Source organism: Niallia sp. XMNu-256 (genome assembly GCF_036670015.1).
Taxonomy (GTDB): Bacteria; Bacillota; Bacilli; order Bacillales; family Cytobacillaceae; genus Bacillus_BD.
On sequence record NZ_CP137636.1, the window covers coordinates 1,308,220 to 1,329,043 of the forward strand.

The following is a 20,824-nucleotide window of genomic DNA, read 5'->3' on the forward strand; positions in this document are numbered from 1 at the left end:
TGAAACTGGAAGTTCATCCCAGGTGGTTTTGAAATAAAAAAATTTATTATCTAACAATAATATGCTAGTTTATAATTAAGAGATGTTTGATCGTTAGATATATTCTATCACTCTAAGAAAGTTAAAGCAGGTGAGTACAATCGATGTCATTGAAACAAGGGTAAGAGGATTTATTGAAGACATTCAACACCCTAAGCAAAAAAGGAAAATGAATATAAATGACTTAGAATTGCAGTTACGGAAGCTTACCGACGATTATTTTGAAATGGATGGGTATTCGTTATTTTATCAAGCCATTCAAGGGTTGGAAGAGGAAGGAAGGCTGACACCGATTCAAAATCATCAATACAATGCAAAAACGCCGGCCCTTCCTTTATTTTACTGGGTTAATATAAAAGCCCAGGAAGTGAAATGGGATCGGCTCGAGATGATGAAATTAAGTGATGTGTTTGACTTCTCCTATTATGAAAGGCATCCAGAATGGCAAACAAAAGAGGAATGGGAGCGTATCGAGAAGGTCTACGCGTTTCTAAAGTCTAGTGGGGAACGGGAAAACGTGTCTATTGAAGAAAGAAGTCTGGAGTTGTTTGGTCATGAAAAGTTTCTGATCGACGGGGACGAATTTCCAGAGGGAAAGGGTTTTCTCGCACGAATTGGTATCACTCAAGACGAGCTTAAAATGATGCATTATGGAGAGCCTTTTGTCTTTTGGTTGAAGCAAGGAAAAGAGATTAAGGATGTTCAGCGCGTATTGATCGTTGAGAATCTCTCATTCTTTCATACTTCCATTAAATTATTGGAAATGGATGGGCTTGATTATGAACCTGAGTTAATTATTTATGGGGAAGGGACGAAAATCGAAGAGAGTTTTGCCTTTTTCTTTCAAATGTTTCCACAAAAAAACTATTTATTCTATTATGCAGGGGATCTTGATGCTGCGGGCTATGGAATCCTAAAGCGATTGATCGATAAATACTCCGATTGCTGTATCCAGCCTGCATTAAAAATATATCGAAAAATGCTTCAATGTCTGGAACAAAGCAATGAGCAAAAGTTAGGTCAAACCCAAAACTTAAATGAAGTGCTCCAATCCCGTGATGCATTCTTTCAATGGTTTACGGAAGAGGAGAAAGAGCTGTTACAGCAACTATGGCAGGAAAATAAACGGATTCCCCAAGAGGTCTTAACAATTGAAACATGGAGGAATTGGATGTGAATGAATCATGGGAAGGATTCGCCGAGCGAATGCAACGATTAAATCCACTGTTCGAGCTTGGGAGAGGAATGGAAGTAGGCGAGCTGAAGCCCCATCTGCAAACCATTCTCATGCAAGTGCTTCTCACGATCTTCTACAGGGAACTAAATGATGATGACCATCGAAGAAAGTCAGATATTCGTTACGTCGTAGAAGATACGATCAAACAAATGAAGCTTTTAGGAGACGAGAAGCAAATTGAACGGATTACAAGCGGGCTTCTTTATCAGGGCAAGGAAGAGTATAGTAAACCGTTTGAAGCCTTGTATTTTGATGAAATGAAACAATCCTGGGAGACGCAAGTGTTTCGCTATGTGACGATGGATGAATTATATACCAATTTAGAGCTGGGCGGTTCGATTGTCTATAAACTGACAGATGTTGCCCAGGAAATGATTTTTATGAGCAGGGAAATGGCGGAGGAGTTCTCCATTACGATTGAACAGCTTTATAGCATGCAGTTGATTAAAAACGGTAATTTTAGAAAAGCTACTCGAAACCTCGATAACCTCATTTCACGAGTCAACCGCTTAATGGCAAAGGAATTTACTTTTCAAAAAGAAATGATTAACAACCCCAAAATCTTATTAATAGAAGAAGAATGGCAAAGGGCTGACAATCGTGCTGAAATTGAAAACCAATTTGAAGAAGAAAAAAATCATTTCCGCACAATTACAAGCATGATTGAGAAAACGAAACGAAGAAATGAAGAAGAGGATGAAATTCAGAAGGAATTGATGCTCCTTCAGGAAAAGATTGGTCATACACGGCAGCTTCATGACCGATTTGCGAAGCTGGTGATTCAAAATATCTCCTATGAGATGAAACTGAAAGCGGAGAACCCTTCCTTGTTTTGGGAAACAAGCCTTGTTTCGTTTCGAGAGCATATTTATGAAAATTGGTTCATTAAGGAAGGGGTTCAGCGCTTTGAGATGGTTGAACAGGTCCTTTCACCTTTGTTTTCACCTAAGAATGAATTCATTCTGCCATTAGATTGGATTTGGGGGGAACAAGAATTTGATGAAAAGCCACAAGAGGATCCTGTTATTGAGGAAGAGGTAGAAGAGGCAGTTACTCGGAAGCGGGTGACAAACTGGGATTCTGTGATTCAGGCATGGAGCTATGTGTTTCAATACTTACAAACATACGGGGAGTTCTCCTTGGTGAATTTAGAGACGTTGCCAGTAGAAGTGCAGGATTTGTGGATGGAAGAGTCCGAAACGATCGATTTATGGATGATGTTTGATAAAAAGCCGTTAAAGATCCAAGTCCTACATCGGTTAGAAGAAACATTAAGTGATGAGCGGGAAATTCTCCTTTTTAAATTAATGAAGGAATACCCGCAGTTTCAAATGTTTGAGGGCTTGAAAATTTATACGAAATTTGATCCGAAAGCAGAGCCTTTCCAATGGCAGCAAATGAAAATCACCCCATTTAAGATCTGTTTAGAGGGAGGAGAAGCAAAGTGAATGCGGATAGTATCAAAAAAGCATCAGCCGTCTATTTTACACTATTAAAAGAAAAGGTCATCGATGAAACGAGCGAACACTTTCAAACGTATTTTGATCCTGAAGTGAGACAGACCGTTCTTTTAATGGCCGATGAATCAGGGACCTTTATCATTGAGTCGCCGAAGCGGATCCATTTGGTCGTCCAGCCAACAGGCTCCGTGTTTGCGACGAATTTTACCCATATGAAAGAAAAGCATAAGCAAGTTGAAACGAAAAAACACTTTCATCTCATGAGCGTCGTTATCATGTCTTTTTTAGCAGCTATTGACCAAAACCAGGCGGCTAAAATTCGTACGAAACGGGAAGGAATCAGTTATTATGCATTGGAACGACAGGTGAACGAATTAGTGAGGAATTGGGACTCGATTCTGAAAAATAATCCTTCCTTTGGGGAAGAGGAAAAGATTGATATGAAGGACGTTGTCACCACTTGGAAATACATGGAAGTGGATACAGAGGATTATGGAATGAAAAAAGGCAATCGACGGACTCGAATTGGCTTGATTGCGAGCGCCATGCGTTTATTAGAAACGGAGGGGCTAATTGTTGTTCTTGATCGTGAGGATATTCCTAAGGCGATTCCAAAACAAGAGCTGTTTGAACGGGTTGAATATTTATATCATGATTATGATCGTTATGAAATGTTTAAAAAACTGATGACTATAGAGGAGGGGGAGCATGCCGAAAATCCATCGAATTAGAATTGTCGGCCTGAAGTATGATGGCATGCAAAAGCAGTATAAGGATACGACGTTTAATTTCCATAATGAAGAGACCTCCACAAATGGTTTAATTTCCATGATGAATGGGGGAGGTAAGGGTGTTTTTCTTCAAACCATCTTCCAAATCCTTAAGCCGGGGACTGCGTGGGGAAAGCAAAACAATCGGTATTACCAACAGTTCTTTTTTAATCATAAAGAGCAATTTATCCCTTATACCTTTCATGTCGTTATTCAATGGGAATTAGATGGTAGTGATCACAGACATTTAGTAACCGGTGGCATGTTTTCAGCTGAACAACGGATTTCTATGAATGAAGAAGGCATTCCGGAAGGGAAAACATTGGAGCAGGAAGCGAAGATCTTGCCGAATATTTCTTTTTATACGAGAGAATTCGAAAGTAGAGAAGAGGCCGCGCTTGAGCATCTTCCTCTCTATGAAAATGATGAGGTTGCCGATACGGAAAACTTAAAGGACTATCTTAAATGGAACGGTTATGATGTGTACCGGGATACGAAGAAGCATTATCGGATTTTGGATACGTACGGAATTAATCGTAAAGACTGGGATATTATGAAAGATATCAATAAGGATGAGGGCGGAGTCGGAAAGTATTTTGAAGGCGCTGAGGATGACCATTCTCTTTTTCAAAAACGAATCATTCCGACAATCAGTCAAGTTCTATATCGAACAGAACATCAAAAGAACGACCTCGTTGAAATTTTTAAAAGTCAGGCAAGCATTGCGAAGGACCTTCCAATTCTTTTAAAAAGAGAGCAAGCCCATAAGGAATTTTTAGAAGATATTGTTCCATTTGAAGAGCATGTCGCAAACGGTGTACAGCATAAAGATATTGTGGATGAAAGTATAAAGACTGGCAGACAGCTCTTAGGGGCTTTAGAGCATTTGAAGCAAACAGAGGAGGAAACACTTCTAACGTTAGAAAAAGAACTGGAAAAATTAATGCTCAAACAAGCGGATTTACGCTTTCAAAAAGACAATTTAGAATTTGCGAAGGCACATAGAGAAGTCCTAGATTGGGAGAAGAAATTAGGAGAAGAACGAGAGAAATATGCGTCTCTACAAGAGATTTTGAAGGAAAAGCAAGAGCAAAAAGATGAGCTCTCCTTTCAACTCTTATTAAAAGAGTGGCATGAAAACGAACAAACGATACGTGCTCTTTCTGGGCAGATTGCAACATTGGAGCAAAACAGCGGGTTAGAGCAAACCAATCAGCGAATGGATGAAATTAGGAAAGAGGCAAAAGAGCAGTGGGAACAATCTTCACAATCGATAGCAGAAGCCGTTAAAAAATATTCAGGCTACCAATTATCTTTAAAGAAAAAGGCAGCTGGATTGGCGCAGCAAGATAAACAAAAGACAACCGAAATTGCCCAGCTTCGAACGGAAATTGATGCTCTTTATACGGGAATTCATCATTTTGAGACGAAGGAAGCCGCTCTGATTAAGGAATTTGGCGACCGGTTAACCTATGATTTCACGGGCTTTACGAACAGTCTTTCTAAAGGGATTGAAGAGAAAAAGGCTGGTTTGGATGAGCTGCAGGTAAAAATGAAGGACTCAAATGAGCGCCAAAATGGTCTAGCTACCTCACAAGGTACGATTAATCAAGCGATTCAATTTTCAGAAGAGAAGTGTGAAGAGTTAAAGGCAGCCATTAAGGTTCAAAAGCAAAAAGAAGCTAAACTATTAGACCGGCTTCAGGGGATCTTAGATGACGTGACAGAGACGTTCACACATGCCATTCTATCGAAATATGCGATGGAAATGGAAGAATTATTAGTCAAAAATAGAGAGTCAGCCGAACAAATCAAAAAAGAGCTTTGGGAACTTCAGTTGGATCATTCTTTGAACGATGAGCCCTTCTGGATTGCCAATAAAGATGTGAAGGAATTAAAGGAATGGATTGATGAGAAGACCGGGATTGATGTGTTCTATGGGTCCCAATTTTTACAATCTTTACCAGCAGGAGAAATGGCGAAGTCCTTACAGGAAAATCCGCTTCTTCCTTATGGCTTAGTTGTGAGCGCGCAGCAATGGCAAAGAGTGAATCAACAATTCCTTTCCGGAAGATTGTTTAATAGCCCTGTTCCGATTTTTCTACGTGAAGAAATGAACAGTGACCATCATCCAGCCACCTTTGTAATCCTGAATGGAACGGAAAAAGGCTTGTTAACCAATCGAAGTCAATTCACCGATTGGAAAATAGAGATTGCAAAACAAATTGATGAAAAGCAAGAGACGCTGATCGAAATAGAAAAAACGGAAACGTCCTACCGCCGAATGTTAAAAGAAATCGACCGATTCCTCTCAAGCGAGCTTTCCAGTGAACTAGAGAAGGCTTTAGATCAGGAACAGACGTCGCTGCTATCTAAAAAAGCGGAATTACAGGAAGTTGTAACCGGGCAGGATAAGGAAAAGGAATTACAGCTTCTGTTTAAGGAACAGCAGGAAAAGACAAAGCGTAAAATTGGCGAGCTAAAAAAGGATCTTGAAACATTAGAAGAGTATGAACGTGAAAAGACGCTTCATCAAGAAAATGTACGGGTGAAAGGGGAGAAAGAGAAACAGAAAGAAGCCTTGGAAGAACAGCAGAAGGAAATTGCCAAAGAGCATGGATCGATGATTGAATTGCAGAATGAATGGAATCAGACGTATGTCGAATGGAAAGTGTCGATCGAACAAAATTTGAAGGAGATTGCTCTTTTCATTGAAGAAGCGGTATTTCCAGCTGACGAAAAGGCAGAGCTTAGTGAAGAGATTCCGCGTTTATCGTCTTATTTATTAGAAGAGATGAATGGAAAAATGGAAGAGTTAAAACAGCTTCAGAAGTCAAAAGAAGAACAATCAGGAGAATTGCTTGCTTTAGAAGCGGAAAGAAAATCGGAACAAAAGCAGCAAACGAAATTAGAAAAAAAATTAAAAACGCATGACAAGGAATGGAAAGAGGCATCAGAGCCGGATGAACCGATAAGTATTTTAGAAAATATGCTGCAAACGGCACAAAAGGAACTGAAAAGTGCTGAGAAAGTGGAACGGGAACAAGATAAAGCCATCACTGCTGCTGAAACCTCTTTGCAACATAGTATCGATCAACGAGATAAGTCAGCAAAAAAGGTGGCCAAGCATGAAAAGCAGCCTGAGGAATGGGCAGATTTTGATTTAGAAATAAAGGAAGTTGAGATTAAAGACCAAACGAAAATGACAAAAGACGAGATCAAGAAGACGGAAAAACGTCAGAAGGAAACCGAGTCGAACATTAACGGATTTGAAGGGGATCTGTTAACGTTATCCGTTATTTTAAAAGAGGAAGCGGCCGCTTTTACAGATGAAGATTTGGAGAAAATTAAGAGCCAAGGCAAAGCCTGTATTTTATCTTGGTGTGAAAAACATCAAGCAATTGAAGAAGAAGGCAAAGAAAAGCATGCGAAAATCGAGCAATCATTACGAAATTTAAAGCTCACAATTGAAGGAAAGGATTGGGAGCTTCGTTTTAAAAATGAAGTGTTAACAACGCTCGACCATATGGATACGAGGCATTATAGCCATATAGGAAGCATTGTAAAAAATATGAAGCGATTTTCACAGAGTGGTTTGGAACAATTAGAACGTGATAAAGAATGGGCTGAGAAAGCGCAGAATTTCTGGGCCAGCCGTGCCAGTATGAAAGTTATGAGCATTTCAGAGGCGATTCGCTCAATGATTGCGAAAATGAAGCTGAAAAATGAACGTGGTGCCTTCCCGCTCGTCCAGCTTAAAGATGACATTCTGCCTAAAAGGGCAGAAGAGGTAGAGCCGCTCTTAAAGCAGCATTTCGTAGCATCCATCAACAAAATTACAAAACAATTTGATATGATTGACGATCAAAATCGAACGTTAGATGAAGAAATCAAAAAACTAATCAGTGATGAGCAAATTTTATTTGTCGCTCTTCGAAATCGTTATCCGGAACTGCTCGTCTATAATATGAGAACGGATAATGCCTTTATGTATGGGAAACCGCAAAGAGAGCATTATTCTACATGGCAGACGATTAATCAAGGATCAAAGACGAAATCCGATGGAAGTGGTGGACAGAAATTATCCGCACGCATGGTCATGATGATGATGTTATTATCGGTAAAAAGCGAAACCGATCAAAGTTGGGTTCCGTTAGTTTGTGATAATCCATTTGGACAAGCGGCTTCAGCCCATGTTCTTGATCCGATCTTCGCAGTCGCTGAAAAGCTGAAGTTCCAATTCATCGTCGTCACTCCGCCTGAATTGGTTAAAACCGAAATCAGCCAGCGATTCCAAGCCTATTACAAACTAGACTTTGTTCGTGAAAAGGGCAAAGAAATCGTGTCAGACACCATCGTGCCAGCATTTCGGATCTATCAGGGAGAAGAAATCATCACGTCGTAAATTCCGTCGTCACTCTCTTAATTCGGGTCGTCACAGTGACGACCCGAATTTTTTGGGGACTTACCCATCCCCAAGTTTTTTGAATTTCATCTAGATATGGCACCGGGTACTTTTTCCAACCACTCATGGTCAATAAGAAATCGCGTGATTTTTTCTGAGAATGCTCCAGCTTTACTGATTTGGGTAGAATAGGATGCAACTAATTCATGATTCATTATGGTGCCAAGTGAAAAACCGTACTGGGACAAAAGTGTACCGAATAAACCAGCGATATGGTTAACCATGATTCGATCGGAAAACAGTCTCGTTTTTGAACCGGATATTTCGGCTGCATAACTAGGTGGAATGGGAAGTTCATCTTGCTTAAGAATTTCTCCTAAAGCTTCATATTGTTTTTTAGCAACTGAAGCACCCTTCTGGAATAATTCAACAACCTCTTCAGAATCTGATGTTTGAGCAAAGCCGATAGAAAGTGCTTCGATGATTAATAGAGTATCTACTATCAGGTAAAGATTAGCGATTTCCATGCTATTTACCGGACGAGTATCTCCAACCCATCCATTTAAATAACTCGATTTTTGTACTACTTCCATCGTTGAGGGTGCCGGCAAGGAAGGGGGTCTCCAGTAGACTCCTTTATCTAGAAGAAGATTCACGACCCTTTCATAGATGCTGATGGCGGAATATAGACAATCCCCATGATATTTTCGGATGTCTTCCCTAGTACTAGAGCGAGTGATCGTGAATGAAATTCTAGACCCAGTCGTGCTCCCATATGGAGGTAGTATAATAAGAATCGATCGGAAAACAAAGCGGATGAGTGTTTATTGATATCCTTCTCTGAAAAGCCAGCTGGAATCGGATACCCCTCATCACTGAGAAGCTTTTTTCGTGTATTGACAATTTCCGTATTCTTCTGTAACACAAATGAATATAGGTTTTGAATCTCTTCGTCTTTCGTTTGCTCACAAAATGCGGTTAAATACCAGATTGACATTTCATTAATGGAATATCCGGTCCAAAGAAAACCGAGTTCAGAAGCAGTAAGAGAAATGTGCTCTTCATTCGTCATTATGAGGTGACTCCTTTTTTCATTTTTATATAAGGGCGAAGTAAATAACTTGCCACTTTTAATGGGTTAATGGTTTTAGTTTGGAATAACTTTTCTCCCCAGTACCCTTGAAGGGATCGTATAATACGGTCAATTCCTTCATTTGATAGCTGTTCCATTGCTCTCCTTAACACAAGCGAGTTTTCATAACTTTGGCGCAGCGGTTCCATTAATTCTTCATATTTTCCTAAATCACACAGATCATAGGCGGCATAGACTCCACTTAATAGGGCAGTATATTGACCAAATCCCATAAAAGGCATCATACTTCCAAAACAATTTCCTACATAAAACGTATTTCCAATTCGAGCAGAACGACAAATTCCAATAGGATAGTTTGTAATTTGAAATCCGTCCGTGATTGGCAAATCTTGTTTCAATTTATTACGAACCTTTTTATAAAAAATATCCCATAAGTCATTAATCGATCGGTTGTTATCGGGGTTGTCTGGAATGGCTATGGAAATATTTGCTTCTTTTTCTGAAAAGGGAATTAAAAAGCCATATCCATCTGGAGCGATATCATAATTGATCCAACTCATGACCGTATATCGATCAAAATGTCCTTTCACTGTCGACCCTTTTATGGAAACGGTTAAATCTTCCCTGAAATTTGTAACCATTTTTTCCAATTATGTGGGAGTGGAAGGTTCATTCATTCATTCATTCGATAGAGGATAGAGAACGTTTTATTTTCGAATGTAACTACTTACATTTAATGAAAACCAATTTAAGTATAGGGAATCAAAGCCAAAGGCAAGTTTTTAATAATAATAATCTCCTTAGTATTTGGGAACATCTCCATATGCTAAGGAGATTTTTTTGTTTGGATTGGATAGAGGGTCAACATAAGACAGTATTAAGAGGAGCGTGAATAACTATGTTTGACTAACTTTTGAAACCTACAGAGAGAAAATTATATAGCTTTTGAAGCTAGTTTAAGTTTTACTTATTCTAAATAAAGACAACTTAAATCGAACAATATGAGTGGTGAAAAGATAGCAAGAAAGCAATTTTTACTGCTCGAAAAAAATAAAAAAAGAAATGAACGATCTGGCAGTTTCAAACGTCTAATAATTAATCGGATAGAAAGGGGGAGCGTATGGAACATGAGCAAGATAGGATCTTAGTTGAAAAAGCACGATCCGGAGATCAAGATGCATTCACTGTGCTTTTCGAGAGCTATTATTCATTCTTATATAAATATTTGTTAAAACTCACTCTTGATGAGGAAGTGAGTGCAGATCTTGCCCAAGACACGATGTTCAAGTGCTATACGAATCTTTCCTCTTTTAAAGGAGAAGGAAAGTTTTCGACTTGGATGATTTCAATTTCAACAAGGTTGTATTTGGATTTTCTTCGCAAGAAAAAACGTGAAAAGAATTGGCTAGGTCAGTTCAAACAGACCCTTTCTCGTCAGCTATCTTGGCAAGCGAATGCAAAAGGGATGGAATGGAGCGATGCGTTAGCAGATTTTAACCAATTGGAGGTTGAAGTGAGAGTCCCGATTCTTTTACATCATTATTACGGGTATTCGTATGAAGAAGTCGGACAAATGATGGGGATTCGTCCAGGTACAGTCAAGTCAAGGGTTCATAATGGGTTAAAACGATTACGAAAGGGGTGAGTTGATGAAGAAAGGTGAAGAACAAACTCCAATTCAGAAGTTACAACAGGATTGGAAGCAGCTTGATGAATTAGCTGGGAATCCGTCAATTTCAGCGATCGAAATGAAACGGCAGATCGCTGAATACAAGGAGAAACAGAAGAAACGACTTTATAAAGAATTAATGATTTTTTACGTAACAGCACTCTGTATTTTAGGATTTTTCATCACTAGTTTTTTGAGAGCTCCTGGCCTTTTTATTGCGATTGAAATACTCGCAATGATTATAGGGCCAATTGTCTATTATATTTTGGTAAAAAGAAAGAAGAAGGAAAGGAATATTCTCGGATGAAAACTTGGGAACTTTACTTAATTCCAGTTCTTGTTGTGATCTTACTTGTTCAAAGTACGCTGCTGTTTATTGATGCGAAAAAGAAAAACGGGTTTGCATGGTTTTGGGGGCTTTGGGGATTGATTCAATTTCCAATGCCAACTTTGTTTTATCTCTTATTTGTCATTTTACCTTATAAAAGAAAACAGAAACATCATGAAACGGGGGAATAAATATGAACACAATCGTTGATGTAAATTGGGCGCTTGTCGCACCACCTTTGGTTTTGCAACTTATTCTAATGATCTTTGCGCTTGTGAACTGTGTAAAACAAGAGGAGACGAAGGGACCGAAATGGATGTGGTTTGTTATCATCATCTTCGTGAATATTGTGGGGCCGGTCATTTACTTTCTATTCGGTCGAAAAAAAAGTTAAGGGGGGAAGGAACATGCTCGTAACCGTCAAAAATTTATCAAAGAAATATAAAAGGCATACCGCCGTCCATCCACTTTCCTTCTCAATTCGAAAGGGGCGTTGCATCGCCTTGCTTGGTCCGAACGGCGCTGGGAAAACAACGACCTTGCAAATTCTCGCAGGGTTGTTGACACCGACGACAGGAAAAATTGAGTTTGCAGAAAACAAGCAAAAAGATGTGCGGTCAAGGATTGGTTTTCTTCCGCAACACCCTTCATTTTTCAACTGGATGACCGCAGCGGAGTTTCTTCAATTTGCTGGAGAATTGTCCCAAGTTCCAAAAAAAAATTTGACCGTTCGGATGGAAGAGATACTGGCATTTGTTCAACTTGAGGAAGTAAAAAACAAGAACATCGGTGGGTTTTCAGGAGGGATGAAGCAGCGGTTAGGGCTTGCGCAGGCATTGTTGCATGAACCGGAATTGCTTATTCTTGATGAACCAGTTTCAGCTCTTGATCCGACTGGCAGAAGAGATGTGCTCCAGTTAATACAGCGACTAAAAAGCGAGATGACCATTCTGTTTTCAACACATATTTTACATGATGCTGAGCAAGTGTGTGAGGATATCCTCATGCTGAAAGATGGAAGCTTAAAATGGGATGGGACGTTAGAGGCTTTAAAAAAAGAATATAATTCGCTCACCATTAAGCTGCAAACAAGAGAGCCGTTAGAAGGGGCGCTCGAACAGTTGGGTTTTATTCGAAAGGTCGAGTATTTTGATCCTTGCACGGCTAAGATTGGGATGGATTTAGCTTATTCTAATCAATTAATTGAGACAGTTTTGCAGCAACAGCGAACGCTAAGTCATTTTGAAGTTTTGCAAGATTCATTGGAAGACGTATATATGAAGGTGATGGAGCGATGAGAATTTTTATGGTTTTATTTAAAAAAGAAATGATGGATAGCGTGCGCAGTGGGAAATGGATATGGCTGCCAATCGTGCTCATGGTGATTGGCATTTCGCAACCACTGACAAGCTATTATATGCCGCAAATTCTTGAGATGGCGGGAAATCTTCCTGAAGGAGCTGTTATTGATATCCCAATGCCGTCGGGAGCGGAAGTGTTAATGGGGACGTTGTCTCAATATGGAACCATTGGAACATTATTGTTCGTTCTGGCGTTGATGAATGTAATTTCCCAAGAGCGACAATTCGGTTCATTATCATTTGTGATGATGAGGCCTGTGAGTGCAACACAGTATATGGCAAGTAAATATGTGGCACAGCTTTGCATTTTGCTTGTCGCATTGACAGCAAGTTACCTCTTAACTTGGTATTATACAAATATCTTATTTGATCAGGTGCCATGGACCCTGATGCTCGCAAGCTTAGCTGTTTATAGTCTTTGGCTTGTTTTCCTTACTGCGGTTACACTTTTTTTGGGAACTCTGTTACGGAATAGTGGAGGAATTGCAGGAGCCAGTGTGATGTTTTTAGCTGCTATGAGTCTTCTTACAACTTTATTGCCGAAATATATGGAATGGAATCCAGCTAATTTGCGCGCAGAAGCTTCAATTATTTTATTAGAGGGAGAATGGCAACGATCGACATCTCTTCTATCCATCAGTACCTTGGCCTTATCGTTCCTATTTTTTGGATTAGCAGTGTATGCCTTTAGAAAGCTTGAAAGGTTTTGATACATCGGTTTCTGTGTTTCACCAATTATTACTATTTATTTAAAAATGGAAAGTATTATTCGGGTGGTCACTGTGGAAGAACCTAATAAATGAACACCGTAAAAATTCGAAAAAATTGCTACTTTTTTGTGGTTCACAAGCATTCCTTTGGAAGTAAAATATTTAGCAATTCGTTTGGCTCCGTATGTACCTTTATGAAGAGTAAAAGCCCTTTTTATCTTAGTTAGTAATTTACCGTCTTCAACGGATGCTTGTGATTTTGGTCTTTTAAGATAGGCATAATAACCACTTTTAGAGATTCCAAATATGGGACAAAGAAGGCCTACTAAATAAATCTTCCCCAAGTACGAAATAGCTTCAAATTTCGTGCTTATTCGTTCTCCTTGAGAAAGGCCTGGAATTTTTTTAATATCTCATTATCCAATTCTACTTCCTTTTGCTTTTTTCTAAATCTCTAACCTTTTGACTACCTTTTTTCGATTGGGGGATTATGAGCGGAATGATTTTTAAAGCCGTTTTGTCCCTTTTCTTTCTATGCAATAACCCAACGATTAACAGTATCGCGATGTAGATTTAAACTGTCCGCCTTCTTTCTAACTGATTTCTTACCATCTAAAATCTGACGTACAGCCTCCCACTTAACTTCGACACTTGCTTCCTTTTTGCCATTCTAGTTTTGCCCCTGAAATGTAGATATGTCGTATTTTCATCTATACTATATATCCCTTATAAGGGGCAACTACTGTGATTTGTCGAAAAAGATTGAAAGTTATTTTTATTTTACATATAATTAACGGATAAAAATTAATTTGATGTGATTATTATCGGTTCGTGAGTATTTTGATTATTTGGAAACGAAACGAGAAGAGGGGGATGAGACGGTTACTCAAATTAAGAACTTAATTTTAAACAAGGGGGTTATAAACATGCAAAAGATCCATCCAATGAATATCATTAATGAAAGTCGTTTTCATTCCTTTCATATGATTCTCGTATTCTGGCTGTTTGTAATTATTGCTTTTGATGGGTACGATGTTGTTATTTATGGAGCGGTCGTTCCATCACTTATACAGGAATGGGGGATATCTGGGGTAACAGCAGGTGCAATTGGAAGTTATACAGTCATTGGAACAGCGACTGGAGCGGTTGTTTTTGGTATTCTCTCAGACAAGATCGGTCGTAAGAAGATTATCATATTCACCACTTTTTTATTTAGTTTTTTCACATTTATATCTGGTTTCGCGGATGGCCCTGTTCTATTTACGATATTTCGTGTAATTGCGGGGATCGGTCTTGGAGGGGTTATGCCGAATGTAATTGCTCTAGCAACCGAATTTTCTCCTAAGCGTATCCGTACGGCAATTGTATCTTTCATTTTTTGTGGATATTCCGTGGGAGCCATGGCTGCTGCCCTTACAGGTCGCTCTTTAATCACGACGGTTGGTTGGGAATCTGTGTTTTGGCTTGCAGGAATTCCAATTTTATTTATTCCTTTTTTAATAAAGAGTCTTCCAGAGTCGATCGACTTTTTACTACAGAAAGGAAAGTTAGAGGAAACGAGAAAGACACTTGGTAGAATTGATTCACACCTAAACCAATCATCTGAAGTTCAGTTTGTGAAACCAGCTGTTAGAGAAGCAGGCTCGCCTGTTGTTAAGCTTTTCGGGGACAAGCGAGGAATTAGTACGCTTATGTTCTGGATTTCTTGCTTTAGTGCTTTCGTCTTAATCTATTCCATGAATACATGGTTACCTTCTCTTATGATGGAAGTCGGTTATGATCTAAGTTCAAGTCTTGCTTTAACAGCAGTCACACAATTGGGGGCGATTGTAGGTACAATCATCTTTGGTCCAATAGTGGATAAGATTGGATTTAAAAAAGTGCTTGTTCCTTTATTCTTTAGCGGGGCTATTGCTTTATCCTTAATTGGCTTCTCGAAAAATATCTTTATTGTTATTGCGCTCCTTTCCGTTGTTGGTGCTGCATCAGTGGGATTACAAAATTTATCGAATGCGTTCGTTTCACAATATTATCCAGGCAATATGCGTTCAACAGCGATTGGGAGTACGATGGCATTTGGACGTTTGGGCGGAATTGTGGCCCCAATATTTGTAGGGATTTTACTATCATTAAGTCTCGCGCCACAGTATAATTTCGCCGCGATTGCAAGTGCTGCCGTTCTTGGTGGTGTGGCAATCCTATTTGTACAAGATAAATATGCGTATTTTAATGAGAATGAGCTAGAACTACAAGGAAAAGTGGTTTCAAACCCAAAAGGAGAAGTGATCGTGGTAGAGTAGCAAAATATGAAATGAACAAACCTGGGAAAGTTGTCCGGGATTTGTTTGTTTGAGGAAGTATTTAGCTTGCTCAATTGCCAATCATAACAAAAAACCCCCCATTCATTGAAAGTGGGGGGTTTTTGCGATCTATTTTAAGATATTAAAATTTAAAATCAACAACAATGATGTCTTCTACACCAAGTTCTTGCAAGTGTTGTTTAATTTCTATATGTTTTGGATGGGAGTCATAGTTTTCAAGCGCGATTTGATTTTCAAAACGAACGGTGAGTCCAATCTCGTAACCTTTGCTTCGATTGGAAAAGTCCCGTCCTTGCTGAATATCAATGATCCCTGGAATAAAATCTTTTAAAGCCATCGTTCTTTCAATGAGTCCATTGAGCTGTTCATCTGATAGTTGATTTTTAAATTTGATTAAGACGATATGTTCAATCATTTACGGCCGTACCTACTTTCTGTTTAATGTTTGGCGGTCAAAACCGGCAATTTTTTTATATTTGTTTGCAATATCCTCTAACTCTTGTTGAGTGATAACATCGTGTAAATGGTTAAAGCCATTTGGTGCACGATCTTCGACAATTTGCATGACACTTTCCGGTCCATTTTGTCGGTTGCTCATTACGATTGAGGCTGTTGGCTCCATTCTTGCATCAGCATAGGCTTTTAAAGCAAGATCAACCGTAGGCTGCGATTCAAATGCTTGTCCAAGTGCATCCGCATCCAAGATGGCTTGTGAGGCTCCATTTGAACCGATCGGGTACATAGGGTGGGCTGCATCACCTAATAAAGTGACTCTTCCGAATGTCCACCGTGGAAGTGGGTCACGGTCAACCATAGGAAATTCATAAACGGTTTCGGTTTCTTCAATTAATTTTGGAACATTTAACCAGCCGAAATCCCAATTGGAGAAAGCAGGTGCAAAAACTTCTTTATCCACTTTCCGGTTCCAATCACTGCGAGGAGGAACATCGCCTTGTACGGAAAGTTCCGCAATCCAGTTAACTAAGGAACGGCCTTTTGCAGCAGTCTCCGGACAAACAGGGTAAGCCACAAATTTTTGATCTTGGAACCCAGACATAATCATTGATTTTCCTGTCAAAAATGGAGTAGATTCAGTGATCCCACGCCATAAAATCCTACCGCTAAACTTCGGAAGCCCTTCATTTGGATAAAAATGTTTCCGAACGACGGAATGAATTCCGTCTGCTGCGATGAGGAAATCCCCACGGTATGTGCCAACGATTTCTCCAGTCTTTTTATTTTCAAAGGTGGCTTCAACCCCGTCATCAAATGTTTGAAATGATTTTAGATGATGGCCAGTAACAATCATGTTTTCACCGAGTTGTTCTTTTACAGCGTCTAACAAAATCATGTGCAGACGGCCACGGTGAATGGAATATTGTGGCCATTTATAACCAGCATCTAAACCTCTTGGTTCATGCCATATTTGTTGACCAAATTTGTTATAGTAATTTAATTCAGCCGTAGGGATACCTTGTCTCTTAAGCTCGTCTTTTAATCCCAGCTCAGTTAAAATTCGTACAGCATGTGGAAGTAAATTAATACCTACCCCTAAAGCCTTTATATTTTCTACACTTTCGAATACACGCACTGATACGCCAACGTGGTGAAGTTTAAGGGCGGTAACGAGTCCGCCGATACCACCACCGACAATAATCGCCTTATTTTCTTTTGTCAATTGTTTCTCCCCCATACCATTATCTAAAAATAGTTGTTTATATATCTTTTAATTTTAGCATTACTTTTGCAGCAAATAAACATGGATAACCTCCCTAAGATAAATAATTCTTTATTTTTGATAAATTTTATCAAATTTCGGATGTGCGTGCCCACTCTAACTAGGTATTAGAAATGTACCTTAGGAAGAGCCCATTTGAATAAGAATAAAGAACGATTTAGTAGTAGTTGGGAAGGACGTGTGGCGTTATTATTCAGCTATTGCTGCTGAGGTAAAAGATGCTGATTTTTTTCTGGTTCGTTCGGGGCGTCACAGCGACGACCCGTAACTTTTTGTTTGGATAATATTTGTAAATTAGCAGAAAATAGGGCAGAGAAAGGAGGGATGGGAATGTTACTGAAAAAGTACGTCGTTGGATTGGTTTTATTGTTTGGATTGTTAACGATTGGTTCACTAGAGGGATTCGCTCAGTCTAGTACCGAAAATCAACCTATAGAGACGGCAAAAGCGTTAGAAGTGGAGTTAAGGGATGACTCTTTTAATCCAAATACGATCACGCTTCCTAAAGGTGAATCGACAACGTTGCTGTTGAAAAACACAGGCAATAAAGAACACACTTTCACAGTAGAAAAGCTCAGAATTGATGTTGAAGTTGAGCCGAAAAGTGAAAAAACCATTACTGTGAAACCGGATCAGCCTGGTACATATGAATTGATTTGTCGCTATCATGTCCAAGAAGGCATGGTTGGAAAAGTCATTGTCCAATAATGGTCACTGAGAAACTTTTTAGACAAGAGCCGGTTCCTAAATATTGATAAACTGCTGCACCTCAATTGTTAGACATAACGGATGATTGAGGTGCAGTTTTTGCTTGGGAAATCCCCGCTCAATTTTGATCTTATTCAATATTCACCGTACAAGTTGATATTGTATATTTTTTTGGGTATGTTATAATGCTCGGAATCTAGCTGGAAATAATTGAATAAGAACGATTATTCTAGAGTCCAAGTTGGAAAAAAGAGTTTGATAGAGAAAATGGTCAGATAAGTTCGCTGAAAAATGAAATTAAAAATTTTTAGAAGCAAATTTGTCTGTTGTGAAATTACCTCAAGCGGAACCAATACGTATGTGGGCTTTAAACTCCAATGTTTTTTCAATGACCCAAACAGAAGAGGAACTGTCTATTGTGTGTTCTTCCCAATGCTTTACCAACAAATCAATCTTTTAAAGAGGTTGAAAACAATTGGAAATGTATAAAAGTAGAGGGAATGTAGTACTTCAGCCTTACTGGAATATTAGCTTCATTAGCCAATCCATTAACCGAAAATAAAATCAGCATTTATGCTATTTCAACCTTTTAATACCGATTACTTATTGATTAAAAGCGATTCCATCAAAAAGACAAAATCATATTAGAGAATGAAGGACATAATTTTTAACATTTTTAAAATTGTTTAATCCCACGATGAGATGCGTTAAACAATGAAGGATTATCGCTTTTTTGGTGAAACTATTAAACGAAAGAGCAGATTTAATATCGTATAGTAGGAATAGAACAATAGGATGTGAATAAATGTCTTACTAAAAATCGGAAGATGGGATTGATCTTTTTTATGAGTGTTATGGTGAAGGAGAGCCACTCGTTTTTATACATGGATTAGGTGCTTCTTCTGCGATGTTTGAACCGCAAGTTGAATATTTTCAAAAATTTTTCAAAGTCGTTCTAATCGATTTAAGGGGAAATGGAAAATCAGGGAAATTAGACTGCTTGCCAGAAAAGGTTTTGGATACACAAATAGAAGATATTAAAGAAGTCTTACAACGTTTGCAGATCGATCAGCCGATCTTTGTTGGGGTTTCGTATGGTGGAGTTTTAATTCAAAAGTTAGCCATCACTCATCCCGATCTTGTTAAAGCATTAGTTATATCTAATAGTTTTTGTGATACAACCGTTGATTCTTATCTAAAACGATTAGCCATGATCTTTGCTAAGCAAACGTGGATATTAAATATGCCTTCGAAGTGGTTGGCAGAGTTAACAAAATTATCATATAAAAGATGGTCATTAGCTAGTAAAGAGATGGAACAAGTTATGCTAAAGTTGAGGAAAGATGAAGTTAAAATACAAAGGAACGCAATCAATAAAATTAACTTTAATGTGGATTTACCGCATTTAAATATTCCTACACTCTGTTTAGTAGGAGATCATACAAAACTAGGAGTTCAAATGATGAAGCAAGTGAATCGTTTAATCCCACATTCAGAATTGCAGATCATTGAAGATTCTTTTGACCCAAGCAACCTTTGTCAGCCCAAGGTATTCAACGAAAAAGTACATACGTTTTTATGTAAAACATTCGGGTCGTCACTGTGACGATCCGAAGTTAGGTTATGAGAAAGGCAGGTTAGATGATGGTACATAAAGGTCGTGGAGAGGCTCGCCAAACTGCTTTATTGCAGAGCTACATCCATTCTTCAGAAAAACAAAAAACGTTATATAGGCGTACATTATTGGTTGTCAGCATTTCCCAAATTTTTGGCGGCGCAGGATTAGCTGCCGGCATTACAGTTGGAGCGCTTCTTGCACAGCAAATGCTTGGAACGGATGCCTATGCTGGAATTCCTACCGCTTTATTTACGCTAGGATCAGCGGCAGCCGCTTTATTGGTTGGGAGGCTATCTCAACGTTATGGACGACGGACAGGCCTTACAGCAGGTTTTATGCTCGGTGGGCTTGGAGCGATCGGTGTCATCCTTGCAGCCATTATAAATAGTGTTTTCCTGTTATTTTCCTCCCTGCTCATTTATGGGGCTGGGACAGCAACAAATTTGCAAGCACGTTATGCAGGGACGGACTTAGCGAGTAGTAAACAACGAGCCACAGCAGTTAGTATGACGATGGTTTTTACTACCTTTGGGGCTGTAGCAGGTCCAAACTTGGTAAATGTGATGGGAAATTTCGCTCAATCGATTGGTGTTCCATCACTAGCTGGACCTTTCATTTTAGCTGCAGCAGCTTATATCTTAGCAGGTGTTGTTCTTTTTATCATGCTTCGTCCGGATCCATTCATTATTGCTAAAATGATAGAAGAAACCAACCAAGAACCAAGGAATAAAGGAGATTTGGCAGCAACTCAGCCTGTAGAAAACAAGAAAGGTATTTTCGTTGGGGCAACCATTATGGTTCTTACGCAAATAGTCATGGTAGCGATTATGACGATGACACCCGTTCATATGAGAAATCATGGGCATGACTTGGGGGCAGTCGGGCTTGTAATTGGTTTTCATATTGGTGCTATGTATCTGCCTTCCCTATTTACAGGGGTTCTTGTGGATAAGCTGGGTCGTACAATGATGGCGATTGCTGCTGGTACTACATTGCTCTTAGCAGGTTTAATCGCAGCCTTTGCACCAGGAGATTCAATGGTTCTCTTAATTATTGCACTTTCCTTGCTGGGATTAGGATGGAACTTTGGGTTGATTAGTGGCACGGCACTGATTGTTGATTCAACAGACATTTCCACACGGGCTAAAACACAGGGTGCAGTGGATGTATTGATTGCGTTGTCAGGGGCTGCTGGTGGAGTATTGTCCGGAATAGTTGTAGCAGGTTCAAGTTATTTAACCTTATCCATTGCTGGAGGGATTTTATCATTATTGCTCATTCCAGTCGTGATATGGGCTGGTAGAGTTAAAAAGTAGGCCACACCAACGCCGTCACAGTGACGCCCCGAATAATAACTGACAAGCATG

22 protein-coding genes are annotated in these 20,824 nt (G+C 39.2%); 16 read left to right on the top strand and 6 right to left on the bottom strand.

Annotated elements, in window-relative coordinates; translation table 11 throughout:
• Positions 1-130: 130 nt before the first annotated feature.
• The 4 genes from R4Z10_RS06750 to R4Z10_RS06765 are packed head-to-tail and all read left to right on the top strand — an operon-like array spanning position 131 to position 7,911.
• Positions 131-1,216, top strand: coding sequence for a Wadjet anti-phage system protein JetD domain-containing protein (locus R4Z10_RS06750; RefSeq protein ID WP_338472437.1), 1,086 nt, complete (start codon positions 131-133; stop codon positions 1,214-1,216).
• Positions 1,213-2,724, top strand: coding sequence for a hypothetical protein (locus R4Z10_RS06755; RefSeq protein ID WP_338472438.1), 1,512 nt, complete (start codon positions 1,213-1,215; stop codon positions 2,722-2,724). Before R4Z10_RS06750 ends, R4Z10_RS06755 begins: the two co-directional genes overlap by 4 nt.
• Complete coding sequence (locus R4Z10_RS06760) at positions 2,721-3,467, top strand: DUF6063 family protein (protein WP_338472439.1); 747 nt, start codon at positions 2,721-2,723, stop codon at positions 3,465-3,467. Before R4Z10_RS06755 ends, R4Z10_RS06760 begins: the two co-directional genes overlap by 4 nt.
• A complete protein-coding gene (locus R4Z10_RS06765) occupies positions 3,445-7,911 on the top strand; it encodes a hypothetical protein (RefSeq protein WP_338472440.1) in 4,467 nt (1,488 codons plus the stop codon). The genes R4Z10_RS06760 and R4Z10_RS06765 overlap by 23 nt, the downstream gene beginning before the upstream one ends.
• A gap of 86 nt (positions 7,912-7,997) precedes the next feature.
• On the opposite strand, the gene R4Z10_RS06770 is transcribed toward R4Z10_RS06765, so the two are convergent.
• Genes R4Z10_RS06770 through R4Z10_RS06780 form a run of 3 tightly spaced genes read right to left on the bottom strand, consistent with a single transcriptional unit; the run spans position 7,998 to position 9,645 of the window.
• Positions 7,998-8,522: a DUF3231 family protein gene (locus R4Z10_RS06770; RefSeq protein WP_338472441.1), complete on the bottom strand. Its 525-nt coding sequence runs from the start codon at positions 8,520-8,522 to the stop codon at positions 7,998-8,000.
• A 41-nt stretch (positions 8,523-8,563) separates the two neighbouring features.
• Entirely contained in the window at positions 8,564-8,983 is a 420-nt protein-coding gene (locus tag R4Z10_RS06775; RefSeq protein ID WP_338472442.1) for a DUF3231 family protein, read from the bottom strand.
• Entirely contained in the window at positions 8,983-9,645 is a 663-nt protein-coding gene (locus R4Z10_RS06780) for a hypothetical protein (RefSeq protein WP_338472443.1), read from the bottom strand. The genes R4Z10_RS06775 and R4Z10_RS06780 overlap by 1 nt, the downstream gene beginning before the upstream one ends.
• Before the next feature lie 479 nt (positions 9,646-10,124).
• Between R4Z10_RS06780 and sigY the strand changes: the two genes are divergently transcribed.
• The 6 genes from sigY to R4Z10_RS06810 are packed head-to-tail and all read left to right on the top strand — an operon-like array spanning position 10,125 to position 13,072.
• Complete coding sequence (sigY, locus tag R4Z10_RS06785; RefSeq protein ID WP_338472444.1) at positions 10,125-10,649, top strand: RNA polymerase sigma factor SigY; 525 nt, start codon at positions 10,125-10,127, stop codon at positions 10,647-10,649.
• A 4-nt stretch (positions 10,650-10,653) separates the two neighbouring features.
• A complete protein-coding gene (locus R4Z10_RS06790) occupies positions 10,654-10,980 on the top strand; it encodes a YxlC family protein (RefSeq protein WP_338472445.1) in 327 nt (108 codons plus the stop codon).
• Entirely contained in the window at positions 10,977-11,192 is a 216-nt protein-coding gene (locus R4Z10_RS06795) for a transcriptional regulator (RefSeq protein ID WP_338472446.1), read from the top strand. Before R4Z10_RS06790 ends, R4Z10_RS06795 begins: the two co-directional genes overlap by 4 nt.
• Positions 11,193-11,203: 11 nt before the next feature.
• On the top strand, positions 11,204-11,395 hold the full coding sequence (locus R4Z10_RS06800) for a PLD nuclease N-terminal domain-containing protein (protein ID WP_338473177.1): 192 nt from the start codon (positions 11,204-11,206) through the stop codon (positions 11,393-11,395).
• 13 nt (positions 11,396-11,408) lie between these two features.
• Positions 11,409-12,299, top strand: a complete 891-nt coding sequence (locus tag R4Z10_RS06805; RefSeq protein ID WP_338472447.1) for an ABC transporter ATP-binding protein — start codon at positions 11,409-11,411, stop codon at positions 12,297-12,299.
• The gene (locus R4Z10_RS06810) at positions 12,296-13,072 is read left to right on the top strand and encodes an ABC transporter permease subunit (protein WP_338472448.1); all 777 of its coding nucleotides are present in this window, start codon (positions 12,296-12,298) and stop codon (positions 13,070-13,072) included. The genes R4Z10_RS06805 and R4Z10_RS06810 overlap by 4 nt, the downstream gene beginning before the upstream one ends.
• A gap of 35 nt (positions 13,073-13,107) precedes the next feature.
• Here R4Z10_RS06810 and R4Z10_RS06815 read toward each other — a convergent pair whose 3' ends face one another.
• Positions 13,108-13,416, bottom strand: a complete 309-nt coding sequence (locus tag R4Z10_RS06815; protein WP_338472449.1) for an IS3 family transposase — start codon at positions 13,414-13,416, stop codon at positions 13,108-13,110.
• 582 nt (positions 13,417-13,998) lie between these two features.
• On the opposite strand from R4Z10_RS06815, the gene R4Z10_RS06820 reads away from it, so the two are divergent.
• Positions 13,999-15,372 carry an aromatic acid/H+ symport family MFS transporter gene (locus R4Z10_RS06820; RefSeq protein WP_338472450.1) on the top strand — a complete coding sequence of 458 codons (1,374 nt, stop codon included), beginning with the start codon at positions 13,999-14,001 and terminating at the stop codon, positions 15,370-15,372.
• Between the two features lie 142 nt (positions 15,373-15,514).
• On the opposite strand, the gene R4Z10_RS06825 is transcribed toward R4Z10_RS06820, so the two are convergent.
• Both R4Z10_RS06825 and R4Z10_RS06830 read right to left on the bottom strand, forming a co-directional pair.
• A complete protein-coding gene (locus tag R4Z10_RS06825) occupies positions 15,515-15,808 on the bottom strand; it encodes a Dabb family protein (RefSeq protein WP_338472451.1) in 294 nt (97 codons plus the stop codon).
• Between the two features lie 12 nt (positions 15,809-15,820).
• On the bottom strand, positions 15,821-17,071 hold the full coding sequence (locus tag R4Z10_RS06830; RefSeq protein ID WP_338472452.1) for a flavin-dependent oxidoreductase: 1,251 nt from the start codon (positions 17,069-17,071) through the stop codon (positions 15,821-15,823).
• Between the two features lie 390 nt (positions 17,072-17,461).
• On the opposite strand from R4Z10_RS06830, the gene R4Z10_RS06835 reads away from it, so the two are divergent.
• The 5 genes from R4Z10_RS06835 (at position 17,462) to R4Z10_RS06855 (ending at position 20,773) form a co-directional block, all read left to right on the top strand.
• Positions 17,462-17,839 carry a cupredoxin domain-containing protein gene (locus tag R4Z10_RS06835; protein WP_338472453.1) on the top strand — a complete coding sequence of 126 codons (378 nt, stop codon included), beginning with the start codon at positions 17,462-17,464 and terminating at the stop codon, positions 17,837-17,839.
• A gap of 358 nt (positions 17,840-18,197) precedes the next feature.
• Complete coding sequence (locus R4Z10_RS06840) at positions 18,198-18,299, top strand: hypothetical protein (RefSeq protein ID WP_338472454.1); 102 nt, start codon at positions 18,198-18,200, stop codon at positions 18,297-18,299.
• A 64-nt stretch (positions 18,300-18,363) separates the two neighbouring features.
• Entirely contained in the window at positions 18,364-18,432 is a 69-nt protein-coding gene (locus R4Z10_RS06845; RefSeq protein WP_338473178.1) for a hypothetical protein, read from the top strand.
• A gap of 287 nt (positions 18,433-18,719) precedes the next feature.
• Positions 18,720-19,445: an alpha/beta hydrolase gene (locus tag R4Z10_RS06850; protein WP_338473179.1), complete on the top strand. Its 726-nt coding sequence runs from the start codon at positions 18,720-18,722 to the stop codon at positions 19,443-19,445.
• Between the two features lie 38 nt (positions 19,446-19,483).
• Positions 19,484-20,773: an MFS transporter gene (locus R4Z10_RS06855; RefSeq protein ID WP_338472455.1), complete on the top strand. Its 1,290-nt coding sequence runs from the start codon at positions 19,484-19,486 to the stop codon at positions 20,771-20,773.
• The last annotated feature ends 51 nt before the right edge of the window (positions 20,774-20,824 follow it).